Annotated in this window: 22 protein-coding genes and 1 other RNA gene; 6 read left to right on the top strand and 17 right to left on the bottom strand. The window is 44.3% G+C overall.

Going from position 1 to position 20,467, the window contains the following annotated elements; all coding sequences use genetic code 11:
• Positions 1–3: 3 nt before the first annotated feature.
• Both J3492_RS00400 and ppsR read right to left on the bottom strand, forming a co-directional pair.
• A complete protein-coding gene (locus tag J3492_RS00400; RefSeq protein ID WP_207988587.1) occupies positions 4–408 on the bottom strand; it encodes a DUF4377 domain-containing protein in 405 nt (134 codons plus the stop codon).
• Positions 409–516: 108 nt separating this feature from the next.
• Positions 517–1,413 carry a posphoenolpyruvate synthetase regulatory kinase/phosphorylase PpsR gene (gene ppsR / locus J3492_RS00395; RefSeq protein WP_424108363.1) on the bottom strand — a complete coding sequence of 299 codons (897 nt, stop codon included), beginning with the start codon at positions 1,411–1,413 and terminating at the stop codon, positions 517–519.
• A 301-nt stretch (positions 1,414–1,714) separates the two neighbouring features.
• Here ppsR and ppsA point away from each other — a divergent pair, with 301 nt between their 5' ends.
• The 6 genes from ppsA (at position 1,715) to ssrA (ending at position 7,313) form a co-directional block, all read left to right on the top strand.
• The gene (gene ppsA / locus J3492_RS00390) at positions 1,715–4,099 is read left to right on the top strand and encodes a phosphoenolpyruvate synthase (RefSeq protein ID WP_207988585.1); all 2,385 of its coding nucleotides are present in this window, start codon (positions 1,715–1,717) and stop codon (positions 4,097–4,099) included.
• 160 nt (positions 4,100–4,259) lie between these two features.
• Positions 4,260–5,240, top strand: a complete 981-nt coding sequence (locus tag J3492_RS00385) for an RDD family protein (RefSeq protein ID WP_243453006.1) — start codon at positions 4,260–4,262, stop codon at positions 5,238–5,240.
• A 238-nt stretch (positions 5,241–5,478) separates the two neighbouring features.
• Positions 5,479–5,877, top strand: a complete 399-nt coding sequence (gene rpsF / locus J3492_RS00380) for a 30S ribosomal protein S6 (RefSeq protein ID WP_207988581.1) — start codon at positions 5,479–5,481, stop codon at positions 5,875–5,877.
• 16 nt (positions 5,878–5,893) lie between these two features.
• Positions 5,894–6,121 carry a 30S ribosomal protein S18 gene (gene rpsR / locus J3492_RS00375; protein ID WP_201553980.1) on the top strand — a complete coding sequence of 76 codons (228 nt, stop codon included), beginning with the start codon at positions 5,894–5,896 and terminating at the stop codon, positions 6,119–6,121.
• Between the two features lie 25 nt (positions 6,122–6,146).
• Positions 6,147–6,659, top strand: a complete 513-nt coding sequence (gene rplI, locus J3492_RS00370) for a 50S ribosomal protein L9 (protein ID WP_207988579.1) — start codon at positions 6,147–6,149, stop codon at positions 6,657–6,659.
• A 295-nt stretch (positions 6,660–6,954) separates the two neighbouring features.
• Positions 6,955–7,313, top strand: a transfer-messenger RNA (tmRNA) gene (ssrA, locus tag J3492_RS00365).
• A gap of 251 nt (positions 7,314–7,564) precedes the next feature.
• Here the strand turns inward: ssrA and J3492_RS00360 are convergent.
• The 15 genes from J3492_RS00360 to J3492_RS00290 all read right to left on the bottom strand — a co-directional run bounded on the left by J3492_RS00360 (position 7,565) and on the right by J3492_RS00290 (position 20,466).
• On the bottom strand, positions 7,565–7,912 hold the full coding sequence (locus tag J3492_RS00360) for a hypothetical protein (RefSeq protein ID WP_207989053.1): 348 nt from the start codon (positions 7,910–7,912) through the stop codon (positions 7,565–7,567).
• A gap of 8 nt (positions 7,913–7,920) precedes the next feature.
• Positions 7,921–8,415 (bottom strand): glycoside hydrolase family 108 protein, encoded by a 495-nt coding sequence (locus J3492_RS00355; protein WP_207988577.1) that lies wholly within the window; start codon positions 8,413–8,415, stop codon positions 7,921–7,923.
• Between the two features lie 66 nt (positions 8,416–8,481).
• Positions 8,482–8,817, bottom strand: coding sequence for a hypothetical protein (locus J3492_RS00350; RefSeq protein ID WP_207988575.1), 336 nt, complete (start codon positions 8,815–8,817; stop codon positions 8,482–8,484).
• Positions 8,817–9,338 (bottom strand): hypothetical protein, encoded by a 522-nt coding sequence (locus J3492_RS00345; RefSeq protein WP_207988573.1) that lies wholly within the window; start codon positions 9,336–9,338, stop codon positions 8,817–8,819. Before J3492_RS00345 ends, J3492_RS00350 begins: the two co-directional genes overlap by 1 nt.
• A 49-nt stretch (positions 9,339–9,387) precedes the next feature.
• Entirely contained in the window at positions 9,388–10,842 is a 1,455-nt protein-coding gene (locus J3492_RS00340) for an SGNH/GDSL hydrolase family protein (protein ID WP_207988570.1), read from the bottom strand.
• Between the two features lie 63 nt (positions 10,843–10,905).
• On the bottom strand, positions 10,906–13,767 hold the full coding sequence (locus tag J3492_RS00335; protein ID WP_207988568.1) for a host specificity factor TipJ family phage tail protein: 2,862 nt from the start codon (positions 13,765–13,767) through the stop codon (positions 10,906–10,908).
• A complete protein-coding gene (locus J3492_RS00330) occupies positions 13,736–14,116 on the bottom strand; it encodes a hypothetical protein (protein ID WP_207988566.1) in 381 nt (126 codons plus the stop codon). The genes J3492_RS00335 and J3492_RS00330 overlap by 32 nt, the downstream gene beginning before the upstream one ends.
• Positions 14,113–14,637 carry a DUF1833 family protein gene (locus tag J3492_RS00325; protein WP_341534073.1) on the bottom strand — a complete coding sequence of 175 codons (525 nt, stop codon included), beginning with the start codon at positions 14,635–14,637 and terminating at the stop codon, positions 14,113–14,115. Before J3492_RS00325 ends, J3492_RS00330 begins: the two co-directional genes overlap by 4 nt.
• On the bottom strand, positions 14,637–15,113 hold the full coding sequence (locus J3492_RS00320; RefSeq protein ID WP_207988564.1) for a hypothetical protein: 477 nt from the start codon (positions 15,111–15,113) through the stop codon (positions 14,637–14,639). The genes J3492_RS00325 and J3492_RS00320 overlap by 1 nt, the downstream gene beginning before the upstream one ends.
• On the bottom strand, positions 15,113–18,304 hold the full coding sequence (locus J3492_RS00315; RefSeq protein ID WP_207988562.1) for a hypothetical protein: 3,192 nt from the start codon (positions 18,302–18,304) through the stop codon (positions 15,113–15,115). Before J3492_RS00315 ends, J3492_RS00320 begins: the two co-directional genes overlap by 1 nt.
• 75 nt (positions 18,305–18,379) lie before the next feature.
• Positions 18,380–18,529, bottom strand: coding sequence for a hypothetical protein (locus J3492_RS00310; RefSeq protein WP_207988560.1), 150 nt, complete (start codon positions 18,527–18,529; stop codon positions 18,380–18,382).
• A 9-nt stretch (positions 18,530–18,538) separates the two neighbouring features.
• Positions 18,539–19,216 (bottom strand): hypothetical protein, encoded by a 678-nt coding sequence (locus J3492_RS00305; protein ID WP_207988558.1) that lies wholly within the window; start codon positions 19,214–19,216, stop codon positions 18,539–18,541.
• A 66-nt stretch (positions 19,217–19,282) separates the two neighbouring features.
• Entirely contained in the window at positions 19,283–19,534 is a 252-nt protein-coding gene (locus J3492_RS00300) for a hypothetical protein (RefSeq protein ID WP_243453005.1), read from the bottom strand.
• A 29-nt stretch (positions 19,535–19,563) separates the two neighbouring features.
• Positions 19,564–19,914, bottom strand: a complete 351-nt coding sequence (locus J3492_RS00295; RefSeq protein WP_207988556.1) for a phage tail assembly chaperone family protein, TAC — start codon at positions 19,912–19,914, stop codon at positions 19,564–19,566.
• Positions 19,915–19,980: 66 nt separating this feature from the next.
• Positions 19,981–20,466, bottom strand: coding sequence for a phage tail tube protein (locus J3492_RS00290; protein ID WP_207988554.1), 486 nt, complete (start codon positions 20,464–20,466; stop codon positions 19,981–19,983).
• Position 20,467: the final 1 nt, after the last annotated feature.

The raw sequence follows: 20,467 nt of genomic DNA, 5'->3' as shown, positions 1-20,467 counted from the left end.
GCTTTAAGGGGTGCCCACCATACGTTGTGACAAGATATTTTGCAACGTCCATTGGCCTGTTAGGCTTTTTTTAGCCTCATCAATTTGTGGGCGGACGCTAATCACATACTCAGTCCCGATAGCTGGCGTGAAGTTATCAACCCCATCATAAGGAATCTGAAAGACAGGGCCATCGCTGCTAGATTTTGCCAATAAGCACTGCATGGGTAGCGCCGATGCGCAAGCCACACGGTCTGGCATGATGGTCAAGGTCTGTACGTCTCCAAGCACAATGGTCGGCACATAACGAGGCTCAGGCACAGGCTGACGAGAAAAAGGCGAGGTTTGGCAAGCACTTAGCAGTGCAGCACTGCATAACAAACCTGTGAGTAGCAAGTGCGGCTGAAAGGCTTTGTGGCGTAAATTCATAATATGCTCTATATATAGTAGTAAGTATTTAGCATGTAGTCGTGATTGGTACACAGCGGCAAATTGTAAAATAAAAAGCAGCATTTTTTAGTGGCTGCTTGATAAGTTTTAGCCGATACGGCGTTTAAGCCCTGTCATCTGCAAAATACGAGTCGCAATTTCTTCAACAGACATCTCTGACACATCCAAACTTGGAATACCTTGCGATGTATATATGCCCTGAATGGCTCTTTGCTCTTGTTGAACTTGCTGATAGCTGGAATATCGGCTACCTGCACGGCGCTCTTGGCGAATTTTTACCAATCGATCGGTATCAATTACCAGTCCAAATAGTTTGTCTTTATGCTCACGCAGCGCTTTTGGCAGCTGATTGTCATATAAGTCGTCTTCAGTAAGCGGATAGTTGGCGGCTCGAATCCCAAACTGTAATGCCAAATACAATGAAGTCGGCGTTTTACCTGAGCGAGACACGCCAATCAGGATGATATCTGCCATATCATAATGACGGGTACGCGCCCCATCATCATTGTCTAATGCAAAATGCACCGCATCAATACGCTCTTTATAAGTCTCTGAGTCAACATTGTCATGAGCGTGACCTGAGTGCGCATCTGGCTCGACGCCTGTCTCTTCAGCGATACGCCCGATCAAACCTTCATACATATCTAGGTTACAGCTGTGAGCGGAGTTTATTTTTTCCCGTATCTCAGGACTGACAATCGTATCAAAAACTAAGGGCAACAACCCATCACGCTGATACGCCATATTAATCTGTTGCACCGCATCCTCTGCACGCTCCAAGCTATCGACATAAGGCAGTACTCGAGTCTCAAAGGGTACGGAGGCAAACTGACTTAATATAGAGCGTCCTAAGGTTTCAGCCGTAATGGCAGTACCGTCAGAAATAAAAAAAGCACTTCTAATCGTTTGAGAGTTGTCCAGACTTAAGGCATGGCGGTTTTGAATGGTAGGCTTGTCCTGCTCAGATTGAATATGGGAATACATAGCTTAAAAACCTTAATAGTCACACGCAGTGATAGATACGCTTAGATATTTATGATGGTATTTTACGTCATACATTATACCCATAATAGGCAATTAATAGGAATCATTGTTAGTATAGAGTCTGTTCAATCACCTCTAGTCACCCAATATCCTCTTTAATCATTACCAAATTATCTCAAAACCCTACAGTTTGTATTTTTTTCACAAGTTTTTTGGTTTAGCTATCGAAATTGTCGTCATATAGCGGTATAATTTACCCCGTTATAATCCTTACTAAATAACCTTATTTTTTGGAGTTATCATGGCAGCGCAATCTTCAGCACTTGTGATCAACCTTGATCAGCTAGGAAAAAACGATATCGACATGGTCGGCGGCAAAAATGCCTCACTTGGTGAGATGATCAGTCACCTATCTGATTTAGGCGTTAGTGTACCAGGCGGCTTTGCGACTACCTCAAATGCTTTTAATCGCTTTTTGACAGAGACAGGCTTGCTTGACAAGATTAACAATGAGCTTAAAGCGTTGGATGTTGATGATGTCAATAAACTGACCGCTACGGGTAAAAAAATCCGTAATTGGATCGTTGAGCAAGAACTGCCAAAAGATCTTGAGCAAGAAGTGCGTCAGTCTTTTGAAGCCATGAGCGGTGGCCAAGATATCGCCGTTGCCGTGCGCTCTTCTGCCACTGCTGAAGACTTGCCAGATGCCTCATTTGCTGGTCAACAAGAGACCTATCTGAACATCCGTGGTATTGATAACGTCCTTGTTGCTATCAAAGAAGTATTTGCGTCTTTATATAATGACCGTGCGATCTCTTATCGTGTCCACAAAGGTTTTGAGCACGAAGGCGTGGCTTTATCTGCCGCTGTTCAGCGCATGGTACGCTCAGAGACGGGCGCAGCTGGTGTTATGTTTACCTTAGACACTGAGAGTGGTTTTGATCAAGTGGTCTTTATCACTTCAAGCTACGGCTTAGGTGAGATGGTCGTCCAAGGCGCGGTGAACCCAGACGAGTTCTATGTCTCTAAGCAGCTACTTGCCAATGGTAAGCCTGCCATTATTCGTCGCAACCTGGGCAGTAAGCATAAAAAAATGGTCTATGGCGATGAAGGCAGTACCAAAAAATCAGTCAAAGTCGTCGATGTTGAAAAACAAGAACGCATGCAGTTCTCATTATCGACTGAAGAGCTAAACTCTCTTGCCAAACAAGCCATGACTATTGAAAAGCATTATGGTCAAGCGATGGATATTGAGTGGGCAAAAGACGGTGATACCAATGAGATATTTATCGTGCAAGCCCGTCCTGAGACTGTCAAAAGCCGCCAAGACAGCAATGTCATGGAGCGCTATGTCATCAACACCAGTGAAGCCAAAGTACTGTGCGAAGGTCGCTCAATCGGTCAGCGTATCGGTTCAGGCAAAGTACGTATCGTCACCAATCTAAACGAGATGGACAAAGTACAAGATGGCGATATCTTAGTTTCAGACATGACTGATCCTGATTGGGAGCCGGTCATGAAACGTGCCTCTGCTATCATCACCAACCGTGGCGGCCGTACCTGTCACGCTGCTATTATCGCCCGTGAGCTTGGTGTACCTGCTATCGTTGGTTGCGGTAACGCCACCGAATTATTGGTAGATGGTCAAGACGTCACCGCCTCTTGTGCCGAAGGTGATACTGGCTTCATCTATGAAGGTCTAATCGACTTTGATGTCCAGACCAACTCTATCGAAACCATGCCAGAGCTGGCATTTAAAGTCATGATGAACGTGGGCAACCCAGATCGTGCCTTCTCATTTGGTCAAATGCCAAACGAAGGTATTGGACTTGCTCGTCTTGAATTCATCATCAACCGTATGATTGGTGTGCATCCTAAAGCGCTACTCAACATGAACAGCTTACCACGTGAAATCTCACAAGCAATCACTGAGCGCATCGCTGGCTATGCGTCACCCGTTGATTTTTATGTTGATAAGCTGGTTGAAGGTATCTCTACCTTAGCCGTTGCCTTTATTGATCAACCTGTCATCGTACGTATGTCAGACTTTAAATCAAACGAATACGCCAACTTATTGGGTGGTAAGCTGTACGAGCCATCAGAAGAAAACCCCATGCTGGGTTTCCGTGGCGCTAGTCGTTATGTCTCTGATAACTTCCGTGATTGCTTCGAGCTTGAGTGTAAAGCGCTTAAGCGTGTGCGTGACGAGATGGGCTTGACCAATGTTGAGATCATGATTCCATTTGTTCGTACTGTTGGCGAAGCCAAAGAAGTCATCGAACTACTAGAGAAAAACGGTCTAAAACGTGGTGAAAACGGCCTACGTGTCATTATGATGTGTGAGCTACCGACCAACGCCCTATTAGCAGATGAGTTCCTAGAGCACTTTGATGGCTTCTCTATTGGCTCAAACGACTTAACCCAGCTCACGCTCGGTCTGGATCGTGACTCAGGTATCGTGTCGCACTTATTTGATGAGCGTGATCCAGCGGTCAAAAAACTACTATCGATGGCAATCGAAGCTTGCCGTAAGCAAAACAAGTATGTGGGTATCTGTGGCCAAGGACCATCAGATCATCCAGATCTAGCTTACTGGCTTATGGAACAAGGTATCAACTCAGTGTCACTAAACCCTGACTCAGTACTTGATACTTGGTTCTTCTTAGCAGGTGAAGAAACCAAATAAGCTGTCATATTAAGTCACAGCGGTAACTCACACAGTCGTTAAAGATAAAACGTTAGGGTCTATTTGAAAAACATTAAATAGGCCCTAATATCATATATTAAGAACCATGATTTAATATTATGAACAGCGACTTAAGATATGACTAACTATGCAGGCAACTATGCAGATTTTTCTTGCTCGAAATAACGTACAAGCTGGTCCTTATACTTTGGATCAGCTTAATATTATGTTGGCATCTGGTGAAGTGGTACTAGATGACTTGGTCTGGCACGAAGGCTTCGATCAATGGCAGCGTCTTGGCGATGTTACAGGTAATCAATACACCTATCGCCCAGCTGCTACGACCACTAATGACTCTATCATTAATAATGTGACTGTATTCCCTGAAGACACCAACAACAGTGCTTCAGCAAATGATAGTAGCGATAACAAGGTCTCTTTAGATAGACTTTATGGCAAGCCTGAGCGTCAAACAGACGATGGCAAAAATGCAAAGGTTGATATGACGACCAATCGTTTGCATACCCCGCATAACCATGTTTCTTTAAATAAAAAAAGCACGTCCAAACTGGCTAGCAGTACAGACAAAGTAGTCGGTAATGTGGTGCTTGCTCCTATTATGTCGCGCGTGTTAGCCACCGCAATCAACGCCCTACTTTATATACTAGCCATCTTTCCACTGGTTTTAGCACTGACCAAGATGGATGTCGACTACACCAAGTTCCAAGACATTCAAAACATGGATGCAGCTTATCAGTACTCTATGAGCTTGATGGAAAGCTTGCCCAGCTCGACTTTAATGATGTCACAAGTGCTGGTGTTTGGCTTATTTGCTCTACAATTGGTGTTTATCACACTGCGTGGGCAGTCACTTGGCAAGCTCATTACTGGTATTCGTGTGGTCGACCAAACCACTCATCGCCTACCGTCTTTCGGTAAGCGTATCGGTATGCGTACGCTGTTATTGTTTATCATTTACAATCTTTTATTTTCCTTTACTAGTTTTTTAGGATTTGTGGTCATTGCCGTACATTATTATATGGCTTCTAAAAGCCCTGAAAATATCGGTTGGCACGATAAGCTAGCAAAAACACTGGTGGTAAAAGCAGATGATAGCCAGTTGAGCAAATTACCAAAATAATGATCTGACCCACAGCCGTTTCCTGGACAAGAAAGCAGCGCTCAGTCGGTGCTTTTTTTGTATAAAGCAATTATTCTCGATGACATCCTGATTAGGCTTTGTATTCATGCTGGGTAGCTGTTATAATACTGCGCTTTATATCCTAAGCTTATCTGTTTTATTGCTCATAATGCTTACCTTATAAATCTCCTTGCTATTAACATAGGGTTGATAGCTACTAATCCGTAAGGAGTCCAATATGCGACATTACGAAGTGGTGTTAATTGTACACCCAGACCAAAGCGACCAAGTGGTCGGCATGGTTGAACGCTATATCAAATTGGTTCAAGACAATGGCGGCGCTATTCACCGTCTAGAAGATTGGGGTCGTCGTCAACTGGCCTACCCAATCAACAAGATTCACAAAGCTCATTACGTTCTTTTCAACATCGAAACTAACGGTGAGACTTTGGCTGAGCTTGAAGAGTTATTCCGTTATAACGACGCGATCATTCGTAGCCTAGTTATGCGCCGTGACGAAGCAATCACTGAAGAGTCGCAGTTAGCTAAAAATGCCGATGAAAAGCGTGCACGCAAAGCGACTACTCGTCGTTCAGACAGTCGTGAAAACGACAATGACGACAACAGTGAAGACTAATTAAAGGAGAATACTCATGGCACGTTTTTATCGCCGTCGCAAATTCTGCCGTTTCACTGCTGAAGGCATCACTCACATCGACTATAAAGATGTTGAATTGCTAAAACAGTACATCAGTGAAAATGGTAAAATCGTACCTAGCCGTATTACAGGTACATCTACAAAATATCAGCGTCAATTAGCAACTGCTATTAAGCAAGCTCGCTTTCTTGCGCTACTTCCGTATACTGACAACCATCAGTAATTTAACCGTTAACTAGGAATGACTCATGCAAATTATTTTGTTACAGCGTATCGTCAACCTTGGTAAACTCGGTGAAACTGTCGATGTAAAACCAGGTTACGGACGTAACTTTCTTATCCCGCAAGGCAAAGCGCTACCTGCGACCAAAGCTAATATTGAAAAGTTTGAAGCACGTCGTGCTGAGCTTGAAGCTGAAGAAGCCAAAGAAATCGCCACTGCTCAAGAGCGTGCTGAAGCCTTAACTGACGTTAATGTTATTATGCGTGCCAAATCAGGTGACGAAGGCAAGCTATTCGGCTCTATCGGTACTCGTGATATCGCTGAAGCACTAACCAACTCTGGCTTAGAAGTGGATCGCTCTGAAGTGAAGCTTCCAGAAGGTACGCTACGTCAAGTAGGTGAATATAACGTTGACATTCAGCTGCATCATGACGTTACTGCTAACATTTTAGTCACTATTCTTTCTGAAGATGGTGATAATGAAGATCTAGCTGAAGATGAAGCAGAAGACGATAATGAAGAGACTTCTGAAGAGTAATCTTTAGTAAGCTTTGATTTATTCTAAAAGAGAGCCAGTACTATATTGGCTCTCTTTTTATTTTTTGGCGCTATTACTTGTCATAAACTAAGTAGGTCTGATAGGTCAGCTTTTGGTTTTTAAATAACGTTAAAAAGTATTTAAAAGATATACCTTGAAATTGAGCGAAGTAAGCCACATATATCTATTAGCTTAAAACTAATTACTTAGATTTAAGCTAATGATATTATATGTAACCAAGCGCTATATTTTCTTGTAATATAAATGATAGTGCGATATAATACTCTGTCTTATTGGGGATGTTCTGGCTTCGACGCTGGTGATGAAACTCAATGATGCATGTCGAGAGTATATGTCCTCTCGTAAATCAAACATATATTGTTATAGTCGCAAACGACGAAACTTACGCTCTAGCAGCTTAAACCCTGCTTACTGCGCTGCCGATTACCTATAGTTGACCAGCCCAGTTGAAGCGTCCGTATATAGGTTCGCCACAAGTGATTGTCTCAATCGCTTGGGTTCAAACTTAGAGACTCGTCCAATCCATCCTGACTGTCGGATCGGTGCGGACTAAAACTAAAGACAGAAACTAAACATGTAGAGTCATGAGCGTAGTGCTGGCGGACGCGGGTTCAACTCCCGCCATCTCCACCAAATATTTTAAATCAAGTCAATCACTTAGGTGGTTGGCTTTTTTTATGACAGGATTTTGACAGGATGCATCGTTTTAGACATTGCGGTGTAATTATTCCTGAACTCCAACCGCATCAATTAAGCCCTGATGTCGTGCTTGGCAGTCCTTATATTGATAACTGGTATCTATAGCCCAGCGTGTCATGTGTGCACCCGTGTTGCCTGTCAGTAGTTTTAAATCAGCACACGGCTGCATCAGGTCAGGTGAGATATTACTTACTGGCAATGGCACTGTTAATCTGTGACAAGCCGTCGTCATCAATACACTCGTTAAGATAAACAGGACGCTCGATAATCTTTTCAACTTCAACATACTTAACTCCCCGCTCTTTTTCACGTGCTGACTTAAGCGCCTGATACTTCCCTGACGCTTCGGCCGCTTGTTTGGCGTGCTTAACTATCAATACATCAAGCTTAGCTTGTTCTTCGATGGCAGCGATTTTATAGCCCTTATTGTACTGACTGGCACCGTACCAGTAGATAAGCGCTATTGTTAGCACGGTAAACAGTAATACGGCTATCGGTCGCCAGTAGACCTTAATCAATGACCATGTAAGCATAATAAATCCTAATTATCAGCTGCAGCAAAGCGGAGATTACCCGCTACACGACGTGCCCAGCCGCGACCAAAAGTCTGCCATGTGCGCAGGCGAGTATAAAACTCGATACGCTCAGCATTGAATAAAAACACCACATCGTTTTTATCCATTTTTTCAACTGCTGCCAGTGTTCGGGGTCCGATTAGACCATCTGCACTAGCGCCGACTGCACGCTGTAAAAACTTAACTGCTTGTCTATTGCCGTGATTGTATGCAGCATCTGTCAACTGCCACGCAATCAAGCGGTCCAACTGGTCGCCCTTCACTGCTTTGTAGTACGACTTTTCAGTAATTGCTTTCGCAGTGGATTTTGGCAAGCTGCGCATTGGGCCGTAATATCCATGCGCTTGTGCTACTCGCTTTGTTACGCCGTACATGGTTTCGCCGCCTGGGTCGTTTGGGTGATTGACGTAGCCACCTTCATGCTTCATCAATCTATCAAAAATATTATCAAATACGTTCATGTTTTCTTACCTCATTGTAGGCATTAAAAAAACCCCGAAATTGGGGCTATGCTTAATGCTAATTGTTTATAATTTATCGACTGCCTTTTTACCAGCTTTATCGATTGCAGCCTTTGCAAGCTTAGGACTTGCTATGTCTAGCGCAACCATCAAATACCCTGAAAAGGATCCTGCTGGTATTGAGATTAAGAATATAGGGAAGATATAATCCAGTGCGAACTTCTTATGTAAGAGCTCAGCGACTGCACTGCCTGCAATCACTGCTGTAAACAGTAATATTGCCGATATTTTTAACTCATAGCCTTTTTTGTTGATGCCGTAGATACCGCCAACTAGCCCGCCAAACATGCCAAATAGCACCTGAGGAGTAAAAGACGCTATTATCTCTGCCACGAATGTCATTACGTCTCCTCATTGGTAACTCGCTCTTTTAGCATAGCCCGTTTGATTATTTTATTACCCATAAAAAACACCGCTACGGCCCACGTCCCTATAATAACTGTAGCAGGTGTTACCATGCCGTTTTGTGATGCGTAATAAGCGCCTGTTACTACGCCCCACACTAATGATGACGCTATCATGCAAAGACCACTCGATTTAACAGCGCGTAGCGAGGGTATCAGCATCGATGCTATCTGCAGTAGACCCAGCAGAAAAAATGCAAAGAAATACCAAGTCGACACTTGATTAAAAACTGTGTAACTGGGCAAATTAAGACCACCGCCAGTCAATGCTTTTCTGTATATAAAAACATTACTAAATCCAATTATAAAAACAGCATTGATAAGCTCAGCAAAAGTAATGCTGATCGCTAAGTAGCGCTTTAGTCTTGCGATTAGCCTGCTTGTCTTACGTGCTGATTCTGATTTGCACAACCAGCGATTAAACAACAGCATGCGCATGATTGTCTGTTTGATGTCCATAGCCCCTCCTAGATTTTAGAAAAAATAAAGCTTATCGAATGAGTGGTTATTACATAGATTCTAAAAACGCTTTTATTTTATTAGCAATAATCTTGTGCCCCGCATCGTTTGGGTGTAAGCCATCTGGGTCACTATTATTAGGCGCTGTAAAATACTCTGTATTCGCAGCAGGGATCCATACGGGTAAATTGCTCTCATGATATAAATCAAGGCATGGGATTGAATAGTGATTACAATACCGCTTAATCAAATCTACAAGCTGCTTGAGTGTATATCCGTAAGCATTATTTGCGGCGTTATCGCCCCAATTTGTGATGCGCGGCAATGGCGTTATCACTGCTATTTTTTTATCGTAAAACCTAGTAATCAGTCCCATTAGGGCTGTATTGATACAGCCGCTTATCGTTGTTGTACCAGTATCTAAAAAACCACCTAGCAGTTTTTGGTTAGTCGATTTTTGATTACCCCAGTCATTTGTGCCCCAAAACACGGTTAGATAATCAAAATCTGTTTGCGTAATAGTGTCAGCAATATTGTATCTATCAAAATAACCTGTGCCGCTGATGCCATAATTTATAACTGCTAAGCTATTTATATCGTCAGCAATGTAGTCGTGATAATTTTTGTTAGCTCTAAAATTATGCTCAGTTATTGAGTCACCTATCGCTGCCCACTTTTTATTAGTCAGAACTGAGGGCTTTATCATAGCCCTAGCTGCCTTATCAACAATATCAGCACTGCCAATCTTGCTTATTTGCGAGTTATACAAACCAACAAAAAATGGGTCTGCAACAGTAGTACCCACTTTTGTGTTAAAAAGCAGGTAACTAAATCCGCTAGGTATCGTAAACTCTAATCTGTAAATACCTGCACTCACTGTCGTTGAGTTGATACCTGTAAGCACTTGCACTTCTTTACCCACACTCATGTCAATGCTATTACTAACGGACGGTAATACGAAAGACTGGGTGAAGCTGCTAAAAATAACACAGTATTGACCGCTGACAACAGGCAAGGCACCTATTTGAGACCCGCTTAAAGCAGTGATAACCGAGCCTCGATTTTTTATGTAAACGTCATTACTCTTGATGGATGAGTTATATAAATTATCACTCTCAACTAAAACAACATCAGATGGCGGCCCGTACTGCATTACATCGGAGTAGTATGTTGTAAGCTGTTTTGATGGATTCCACTGAAGAAAAACCCATGAGCCTGATTGCTTTTGGTAGTAGCCGTTGTTGGATGTTGTAGTATCGTCGGTGACCAGTGCATAATCACCGTCAATTAGAGCGCTCGCCTCCATTAAAGCCTTAGTCGCAAAAGGCGTAGCAGGTAAGCCGCCGTTTTCAAACATTTGTGAAATGGCTTTTTTAACCGATGGGTAACTTTCACCTAGTCGCGTTGTGACCTGTTTTGACTCATTACCGTTAACCACTTCTTCTAGCGACTTCGCGTCAACGCTTGCGTCTTGCAATGCTTTGAGTGTGATTTCATTAGCCATTTTTTAAGCTCCAAAAAAAAGCCCTCAAAATTGAGGGCGTTGTTTAATTTATTGGTTATTGGTTTAGGTTATTAAGCCGTTGATATAGTCTTTATCGTTTGGGTAATACCTGCTGTCATATGACATGGCGCTTATCGTTGACTCAAACAGCGCTTTCGATGATTTCTCACTGATCAGATACGCATCGTATTCAGTGTTATCCGCTTCGGTGATATTAAAGACAGCGTGCGTCACACCATCGGTCACAAGTGACAGTGCGGGTATGCGTGCCACTTGGATTTGATAATCATTAAGCTGACCGACAATCTCAATCACATCGACCGTGCTGTTTTTGAGTTGCAGATGAATAACATAGTTCTTGCCAGCATCTAAGCTGACAGGATAATCAAGCGTGAGCACCGTGTTTTCTTGATTTTCAATCTGACCACTGCACAGTATCGGCACGGTCGAATCAACGACCGCGATTCTATCCATACGCGTCACCAAGTCGCCTTCACCGTATGCGGTAAACTCTATCGCCTTACGATTGTATTTCAGCTTATTCCATGCACGATTCGCAAGGAAATGCGCTTGCACGTTGTTGGTTACGCCTTGGCTTTCGATGGTTTTGTAATTGGTGCGCAGCTCGTCTGGCAGCCTGATAATAGCTTCGCCATAGTTGTCCGATGGGTCACGCCATTTAAACTCAATACCATCATAGTTATCCTGGACACCAAAGAACTCGGTTATGACCATGCTTTCTGGTGCGATATTGCGATGGTTAAATAGTGCCAGGCTATTAGGTGTTTCGCGCTCAAAGTTAAAATAATGCAAACCACCTTCTCGTCTGGCGGTGCAAAACACGGCTTCAGCAACGGTGAATATCATTTCTTGATAGCTACTGTACTTATCATCAAACGTGTAATTAAACTCACACGCTTTATCGGTACCAAAGTAAGCGGCTATCTCTGCGCTCAGGTCGTAAAAGGAATTGCTATCGACTTCGCTTGGGCTCATGCGTCCGTTGTACTGATCCAGCGCCATGTCAATCGCTATGTCAGCAAAGTTACTGGTCGGTAAAAACCCATCAGGCGTATTAAGCTTGCGATGGGCTTCCATGTTTAATTCGCTAGCATTGGTACCAGATCCGATTGCCATGCGCTTAAGCCTGACGATGGTGTCATGCTCATAAACTGACTTTTTGGTTTGGTAATAACTGTAGGCTGACTCAAACACCACATCATCAATCAAGCTAGAGCCGCTGCCATTATCGTTTTCACGCTTGACGCGAAATCTAAACTTGCCAGCGTTTGGCAACTCTTGACGCATGGTTAGGCCAATAGGATTGCGATTGTTGGCAACGCCTTGCATGATATCGCCGTATCTAAAAACCTGACCAGTGGGCACTTCATTGACAATCATTTGGTATTCTATTTCGATTGCGACTTGCTTAGCTCTATCTTCTTCATAAATACCGTTTTGAGCCAAGAAGTTAACGATAAAGCCAGTACTGTCTTTGTTGCCTGCGTAATACCAACCAATCCAGTTGTCAGCCGACCCTCTAAAGGTTACTTTCCTTTTTAAGAACTCAGATTTTTGTTGTGCTGTCAGGTCGCTTACCCGATTCCAATCGCTATTTACAGCGCTTGGATTGACTAAGGTAATGGATGTAGGTGACGTACTACCCACCGTGTACTGACCGCTTAAATCAATATTGCTTTCGTTCTTCGTGAGCACCGATGCAACAACACCAACAGCATCAGCGGTCATCAGTGAGAAGGTTGGGTTTGAGCTGTTGTAACTAGGCGATAGTGTTACTTCATAAAAGTAATTTCCTGAACCACCTGTCTTTACAATGCTATCCACATCATAATCACCCGCTAGATCCAACTTACCGTTAGTAACGTCATCGATTAATAATGCTGATATCTTTATTTTTTTATAAGCATCTGGATTGGTAATATCTCTTGTGCTAGCTATGGTTAGTACACCATCCATTGATATATCGCTATTGCCTGATAAAACAGCATCTTCGACTGCGCCATAAATAGCATTTTCAATGATGATACCCTCACCAGAGCTAAAAACGCCTGTGAAGTCAGCCGTTCGTGGCGACTCTAAATAAACCCAGTCTTGCTGAGAGTTACTCCAAAACCTAATCGTTTCCATATAAGCATAGCCGTCAGCTTTTATCTCACCTGTCTCCAGTATGTTGATATTATGATAAATAAGTTTGCCACTGTTTGGCGGCACCAACGACTGCTTTCCATCAATCGAGCTAACTTGTTTAGTGACGATCGGCAACTCATCAAACACGCCACCGATTTGAATTTGCGGTGCTGGACTGACCAGTGATTGATTGGGTTCATAAACACTAAGAGACGCCCCTTCAATTGTATTGACAGGCGTTTCACCCTCATCGATGGTGTTCTCATCTATAGAAAACCAACCTGAACCCACACACAGCAAGCATTCTTCTACTTGCACGTTGTTACTATAATATCGATAGACAGGTGATATCAGGTCAGGTATTACTTTGCGCTTGCCGTATATCGTTGGCACACGTTCGCCAACTCGGTGCTTGTTTTGACGCTGTGCCAAGCTGTTATTTGGTGAGCCTGATACATCTTGCGGTGCATTTACTTCGGGCATATTGTAATAGGTATAAACGGCAACACCCACCGATATGACAGCAGCGATGATGCCAAGCGTCAGCGGATCTCCTGCGTGACACAATACCTGATAGTCACCCGTGACATCTTTTAGCGCCCACGCATCCGCTTTGGTTTTAGGTGTGATATCGTTTTGCAGACAGATGCTGTCTTTGTAAAGTCGTGCTGTTGGGTACTGCTCACGCACTTGCAGCCATTCAGTCAATAAGCAGGTATAGCTACGCTCGGTGCAGTCGGTGGCGTCAAGCTCGTTGTGAAAAATCTTTAACGTCATAGAACTTTACCTTTTTGTATTGTCGCTTGATGCTGCGTAACGCTTCAAAGCGCGTACCAACCTCTGATAAATGCAGCACACGTCCGCAATAGTACAAGCCGACATGATGCGTATTGTCTAGCTTGGTCATCAATATGATGGTTGCGTCGGTTGGATGCTCTACCAATTCGCCTTTGGTCATACTGTCCTTGGTGGGGCTGAGCGTGGTATTGAGCGAACCAGTTAAGCCTAAGAAGCATTGACTAAAATCATAATTAAACAAGTGCTTGCCAGCATCTATCAAGAAGTGGACGCAGTGATAATGGTCACGGTCAAACTTGCGACCAAGTAAAGGATCGATGCTTTTCATAACAATCCCTTCAGGTCAGGATACTCATCGAGAGAGTAAGGTCGCCCAGTTTTCACTGTGTTTTTATCCGATGTTTTGGCATCAAACGTGGTGGCTTGGTGGTCACGGCTCATCTGTTCAATATTCAAACCTTTGATGATGTCAATTGGTTTGTCTTTGGCAAAAGTCATTGATGCGGTGTTAAAAGCGTAAGCTCTATAAGTGACCTGTGGAAACTCGTCACTGGCTGCGTCACGTATCTGCTTGATAAGTGGTGGCACAATCTCGCCCAAGTCACCAAGGGTGATATTTAGGTTTTGGTCCAAGTCATCAGAGGTCATGCCCTTGTTTATTATTAATGGCGCAAACTCAAAACTGACTACCTCGCCAGTCTCGAGCATGGCGTCCACGCCGTCGGCATGATTGGTGACAATACGTATTGGCTCAGACCATAGGCTGTGACTGACTTCCAGTGTCTCGAGCAATGCAATACTTGGCGAGCTGTCAAGATGCAAGTCTTTGATATCGTCAATCGTTACCACTACAAACCCCCTAATGCACTTGGTAAATCTTCATTCACCAATTTTTCAAGTAAGTTAAATAGTTTTATCGGATTGCCTTCATTCCATGCGTCAATGATAATTTGGTCAAACTCCTTACCTGTGTTGTTTGGCTTGACTCGCAAACCAAAAGACACACTATAGACTTTGCCATCTCGCTCATCTATACGTAACGAGCCAGCGATAAACTGACAGACGTATGTTAGCGCCTCCACATCATCAACAATCAAGCGCCAAAGGAATGGGCGTGGATTGCTCTGATGGCTGCGCCAAAATGCCCAAAAGTATTGTTGCTTCATACCATCATCAAGCATGACCGACGCAGTGATCGTGTGCGTGTTATTGACAAACTGCACACGCTGGCGGGCAAAACCGCCCATCAACTCTTGCTCTAGTAAGTTATTAGCCACTTCAGGCGTATAGCCGCGCTGCAGTGGACACAATGCAAAGTTATTCATTAACGTTTTACCCTCGCAGTTGTGTGACGCTGAATGCTCTTACTTTCGATTGAGTTGGGACGGCCAATGCGACGGAATGACTTCTCGATCATCTTATCCACCATATCAATGGTCACGGTGCCATCAGGATTGTGTCTTGCGCTAACGCTTGCGCTTGAATTGTTATTGATGGTGATATTGCCCTGATTGCCGCCATCTTGCATAAACTTGGTCAAATCGCTGTTTTGATTAGGCGACAGGACGCGCTCGCCTTTATCTAGTAGGTATGTTGACTCTTTTGGCACGTTACTCAAACCACCGTGAGCAATACCGCTGACCGCTGGGGCTGACATGCCGCCAATGCCAGCTGCACGGGCAACCTGCATACCTGCTGCGACTGCCGCCATTGGTCCAGCAATATAAGGACCTACCAAGGGAATGGCAGAGATAGCGTTGTAAGTGTTCGAGTAAGTCTCTTCTACGTTCATTAGAGCTTTTTGTACAGCATAGGCTTTTTCTAATGCAAAGGCTGCGCGGTGCATCTTCGAGTTTTCACCAAAGAACATCGCAGCAGCGTCCGTCATGGCACCAAACGCAGTTTCTTGCATGGCGATACGCTTATCTTTCAGCTGCTCATCAAGTGATTGCTGCTTGAGTGCATAATCTTGATCCATCGCCCAGAGGTTATCCATATGCTCTTGCTTTGCCATCTCTAGCAACTCAAAACGCTCAAGCTCTGGCAGCTCAAACTCACCACGCTCATCGGTTGCATTGATTTGGTTTCGGCGGTCTTGGTACTGATTATTGACCGAATTGAAAGTATCGTCTCGGTCTTGCGCCAATCTCCATACTGCATAATCATCTTCGCCCATGGTGCGCTGTGCCATACGGTCAAGACCTTCACTGGCAGCATAACCTCTGTTTGATTGCATACTACTAGCGAGTGATTGATATAGCTTGTCTTGCTCACGCGCTTTGGCATTGGCAGCAAATCGAAAGTTTGCCAAGTCTTCTTTGTAAGCGGCATTTTGCAGGTCAACATACATCTGTCTAACGTTGTCATCTTGGATGTTCGCCGCTTCAATTGCTTTGAGCGCTTCTTGATGTTTTGTATGGATTCGCTCTTCTTCGCTCATATACTTATCCATAATAGATAAGAGGTTGGCATTTTTTTCTTTGGCGTAGCGCTCTTCTTCACGCGCCATATATTCTGCGCGTTCAGTTGAGCCAGCCGCATAAGCTTCTTGAATGCTTGCCACGCGCTCCTTGTGGCTCATCTCTATTTTTTCATTGGCAGTGGCGTACTGATTAGCAATGGATAACTGCTTGCGTTGTAACTGTTCTTGCGCTCGTAACGCATCAGCAGCGGCTTTCTCTGCCATCGCGTCTGCCCTTCTAAGCGCACCATCCATAGCACTGTTGCCAGTGCCACTGCCTTTTTCGATACCCATAACACCTGGCATCTGATGCAATAAGTCAATAACCACACCATCTTCAAAGGTGACGGTCGATACGTAGCCGCCACCTTTTGAGTCGTGCCAAGTCTTCACGCCAGCGACTGGAACATTGGTTGTGATTGGTGTGTTTTTCGGCACCGCAAAGTCAGTGCCACGATGATTTGTTGAAGCGCCCTTAATGCCTGTGTTGCGTGGGCCAAAGCCACTGGTTTTTCTGTAATCGGTGATCCGCTTGCCGCCTGCTCTGAACCTATCCATGTCCGACTGACTGACTGCACGACTTTTATCACGGTATTGAATATGTAGATGAGCATTACCCACACCAGTGTCGCCACTGATACCAACTAGGCGAGCTTGTGCTGCTGTTGCAGAGTTTGCAGCTTTCGCAGCCTTACCCGATGCGGCCGCTTGCTTTTCTAGCGCTTTGGCATTGGCGTCTGCTTCTTTGGTATTGATTGCCAGACCGTCGCTGTGACTTTGTAAAAAGGTGCTGGTGTCATAGTAAGATTTTGATAAACCTGTGAGCTGCCCTTGCTGCCCCGCGCTGGCACTCTCAAACGCCTTGACAGCCCTATCGTACTCATCGCTTATAGACTGCATACTAACGCTCATAAGACCTGCGCTAGTAATTGTGCCGCCGATTAGGGCCTTGCTCTTTGCAATAACGCCATCAGCTTCGACAAATGCTGTATAGGTTTGTCCTATATTGCGCATCTGAGCACCCACCGCTTGGAAAGACTGAGCTATGATCTTGACGCTTGCTGCTAAAGCTATGATTAGACCAGTTGTTGTTCTGACTGCTTCGCCAACACCGTTCACCTCATCCTTAAAGCCACGCCCTTCTTTCCCGCCTTCGGTAAAGTAATTTATCAACGTACCAAGCGCAGGGATGGTTTCAGCGACCAATTCTGTTTTCAACCCCTCAAACCTAGTCTGAATAGCTTGCGTCTGTGCTGCTAGCTTGCGCGACTCTTCTATCGCTTCTTTAGTCTTAATCACACCCGCATCGGTTAGCTGAGAGCCATACTCTTCGAGTATCACACCACCGTCAGCGAACAATGGCATGAGATTACCCAAGTCGCCCGCCAAGCTTTCAAAGACAAAGCGCTGTTCTTGTGATGTGGCACCCAATGCATCAAGCTTGTCTTTAACGATTTGGATTGCTTCAGCACCGTCTTTACCTTGTAATGTCTTACCAAGCTCACGGATGCCTTCTTCTGTGATTGAAGTGTTATTTTGCAACGCTTCAAAGAAATCAGCGGCACCACCACCACCAGTTGCGCTAAACTCGCCAAGCTTCTCCTGCGTGTCTGCCAAGATAGAGGCCAACTGCTCTTGCTCAACGCCCAAGCCAGCCGCTGCATGCGTCAATACTTGGAACGCTCTTAGGCTAGTATTGGCCGTGCCAGCCATAACTGCTAGCTGCACATCAGCCTTGGATGTTTCTAGCGCCATTGCAGCCAATGCGCCTGCTGCGACTGCTACGCCACCGACTGCCATGCCAGCCAATGCACCTGCCGCCATCATGCCGCCACCACTGACTGCCGCCAATCTGCTGTTTAGCGTATCAAGTGCACTGCCAAGCTGAGTACCGCCCAAATCCTCCATAACCTGATCGCGAAACTTACGAACAGAACCACCCATATTGTCGGTGCGCTCTCTTGTCTCACGTTCAGCTCGCGTCAAACCGTCTGTGAACTCACTTAGGCGTACCGCCAAATCAAGTGTCAGTCTGCCAAGTGAGTTTGTTGCCATGATGGTTCATCCTTATTTTGGGCAATAAAAAACCCCAATCATTGCTGACTGAGGTTCTTGGTTGCTTGTTATTTTTTATTCGTCATCTACATAATGGTAAACATAATAACCAACAGGTACCAACTTCACGAGCGTCCATTCATTATGCTCAATCAAGCTGTTTACCCATATTTGTGCCCAGTTTAGTTGTTGGGCGGGTAGCTTCTGGTGCGGGGAGTATTTCATCTTTATCTTTTATTTGTTAAATCCCTTGGTTACTTTATACTTAATTTCCTTATTGTTGGCATCAATGACGTCTATCAAAGCACCTTTGTACCCAATCTCTTTGGATTGTGATAAGTCGTATTCAACATCATTGTTAAACGCAGGTCTTGCTGTATCGCTACTAAACTCACGATAGCCGATATTTATCTTATTACCTATTTTGCCATTATAAAGTAACGTCTGTTGAAAGCTGTTTTTATTAGCAGTCGCCCAATTAGTTTTTTGATACGGAACATCTGTGGTGCAACTACTAACATAGTTATAAATTGTCATGACACAAAGAGCATTATCTTCTTTCCTAACAGCCAACAAAGCAGGCGGGTCTTTTAGCAATCCCTTCGTGACTTTACCAGCGCCAATATCATTAGAGATCCTATATTGCTCGTACTTCTCATCCTCACCTTGTTTCGCAAAATAGCCCGAAGATACTTTATTGCCAGACATATTGTAATCGCCATCTATATAGATAGCATCTTGTTGAACCATCATTCCTTGCGTCAACATATGATCCCCAAGGCTGGCAGTAGTCACCTGACCGATTGGCGGCTTGCTTATCTCTTTGAGTTCAGGCGTGTAGTTGTAGGCAGGTGTTGCGCATGCAGACAAAATACCAGCTGCTACAACCGATGTTAGTAGTATCTTTTTCATAATCTATTTCGCTACAATTAAATAAAGGTTAACTATAACCGATTAGAAACACTCTAGCAATATACTTTAGTCTGACAGCTGCGCTTCAAAAGTCTCAATAACATCATCTTCATGCGGCATTAGCTCAAGGGGGTCAATATCTCCGCCTTGAGAGTTGATATAGATAGACATCATATTAGCCACCGATTGCTCAACACGCCTGCCCACATTTAGACTGCCACGTCTATAGCGGTACTCTGCCCACTGTCTAATCTCTAGCATGGTTAGATTATTCTTAACCTGATGGACGGTGTTGCCACCGATACCATTTAAAGCCAATTCGAATAACAGCTCGTTTTCACCTGCGATTATTCCTTTTTGCTCTTGGCTTCCTCTATCGTCTTTTTTACATTCTCAAGCCCCCACACTTTATCAAAAATGGCGTTTGCCAGTGGCTGCACCAGTTTGTCTTTAACCTGCTGCTGGGTGAACTCCAACTTACCTTTTTCATCCACCAGCGCCTTGCTAATCCATTCAGCTGCCACATCATCGCCTTTATTCATGCGCCGCAGTAGATCGTCAGTTACACCGAACGGTAATTGCTTAATGAGCACATCGACTTCAAACTCTTCACCATTGTGCCAAAACTTAATGGTTTCCTCGCGCACCTCTGAGACAAGGCTGCCCGACTTAATATCTGATAACTTTAACTTTGCCATTTATGAGCCCTTTAAAAATAGTTAAACCCCAATTAAGGGGTTTATGTTTTATTGATTAGTCAATGCTTATGGCGTGGTATTGTATGCCGTAATAGCCTTAGATTGACGTTTCATCGGTACCGCATGCTTAACCAGATCGTTGGGCTCAAACGTGGGGTTAGTGTCTTTTAGCTGCGTAACAAATGAAGTCCATGTACGACCTTCGGGCAACGTCACCGTATCAGTTGCTAGCGTAGGTTCGACAGTACCATCACTCCATCCGATAAATACTTCAACAACCGCTTTTTCATCAGCTAACTGTAGTAGCGTCATATGTGTTGCATTTTTGGGGTCAGTATTGATAGAGATGGAACCTTCGCCAGGCGTAGTGAGACCTGGCACTGATGTAGTGGTATTTTCTTCTTCCAAGCACGTATCATCAATATCATTAACGCTGTCATCGCCCAGCTGAATACCAGTGATACATACCATTTTAGTAAGCTCAGGCGTATCGCCATGCTTAATCCATACTTTCGTACCTTGTGATAGTACGCCTCTTTCGACTTTAGCCATG

The organism is Psychrobacter coccoides, from assembly GCF_017498085.1.
Classification (GTDB): domain Bacteria; phylum Pseudomonadota; class Gammaproteobacteria; order Pseudomonadales; family Moraxellaceae; genus Psychrobacter; species Psychrobacter coccoides.
The sequence above is the reverse complement of the archived record's forward strand: the minus strand, read 5'-3'. Positions and strand labels throughout refer to the sequence as shown.

Bases quoted from the DNA above. Each gene is read 5' to 3' on its own strand.
- ppsA (WP_207988585.1), top strand. From the start codon at position 1,715: ATGGCAGCGCAATCTTCAGCACTTGTGATCAACCTTGATCAGCTAGGA.
- J3492_RS00360 (WP_207989053.1), bottom strand. From the start codon at position 7,912: ATGCTTACATGGTCATTGATTAAGGTCTACTGGCGACCGATAGCCGTA.
- J3492_RS00315 (WP_207988562.1), bottom strand. From the start codon at position 18,304: ATGGCAACAAACTCACTTGGCAGACTGACACTTGATTTGGCGGTACGC.
- rpsF (WP_207988581.1), top strand. From the start codon at position 5,479: ATGCGACATTACGAAGTGGTGTTAATTGTACACCCAGACCAAAGCGAC.
- rpsR (WP_201553980.1), top strand. From the start codon at position 5,894: ATGGCACGTTTTTATCGCCGTCGCAAATTCTGCCGTTTCACTGCTGAA.
- ppsR (WP_424108363.1), bottom strand. From the start codon at position 1,413: ATGTATTCCCATATTCAATCTGAGCAGGACAAGCCTACCATTCAAAAC.
- rplI (WP_207988579.1), top strand. From the start codon at position 6,147: ATGCAAATTATTTTGTTACAGCGTATCGTCAACCTTGGTAAACTCGGT.
- J3492_RS00385 (WP_243453006.1), top strand. From the start codon at position 4,260: ATGCAGATTTTTCTTGCTCGAAATAACGTACAAGCTGGTCCTTATACT.
- J3492_RS00355 (WP_207988577.1), bottom strand. From the start codon at position 8,415: ATGAACGTATTTGATAATATTTTTGATAGATTGATGAAGCATGAAGGT.
- J3492_RS00330 (WP_207988566.1), bottom strand. From the start codon at position 14,116: ATGAAAAGCATCGATCCTTTACTTGGTCGCAAGTTTGACCGTGACCAT.
- J3492_RS00335 (WP_207988568.1), bottom strand. From the start codon at position 13,767: ATGACGTTAAAGATTTTTCACAACGAGCTTGACGCCACCGACTGCACC.
- J3492_RS00400 (WP_207988587.1), bottom strand. From the start codon at position 408: ATGAATTTACGCCACAAAGCCTTTCAGCCGCACTTGCTACTCACAGGT.
- J3492_RS00320 (WP_207988564.1), bottom strand. From the start codon at position 15,113: ATGAATAACTTTGCATTGTGTCCACTGCAGCGCGGCTATACGCCTGAA.
- J3492_RS00310 (WP_207988560.1), bottom strand. From the start codon at position 18,529: ATGAAATACTCCCCGCACCAGAAGCTACCCGCCCAACAACTAAACTGG.
- J3492_RS00340 (WP_207988570.1), bottom strand. From the start codon at position 10,842: ATGGCTAATGAAATCACACTCAAAGCATTGCAAGACGCAAGCGTTGAC.
- J3492_RS00345 (WP_207988573.1), bottom strand. From the start codon at position 9,338: ATGGACATCAAACAGACAATCATGCGCATGCTGTTGTTTAATCGCTGG.
- J3492_RS00350 (WP_207988575.1), bottom strand. From the start codon at position 8,817: ATGACATTCGTGGCAGAGATAATAGCGTCTTTTACTCCTCAGGTGCTA.
- J3492_RS00305 (WP_207988558.1), bottom strand. From the start codon at position 19,216: ATGAAAAAGATACTACTAACATCGGTTGTAGCAGCTGGTATTTTGTCT.
- J3492_RS00295 (WP_207988556.1), bottom strand. From the start codon at position 19,914: ATGGCAAAGTTAAAGTTATCAGATATTAAGTCGGGCAGCCTTGTCTCA.
- J3492_RS00290 (WP_207988554.1), bottom strand. From the start codon at position 20,466: ATGGCTAAAGTCGAAAGAGGCGTACTATCACAAGGTACGAAAGTATGG.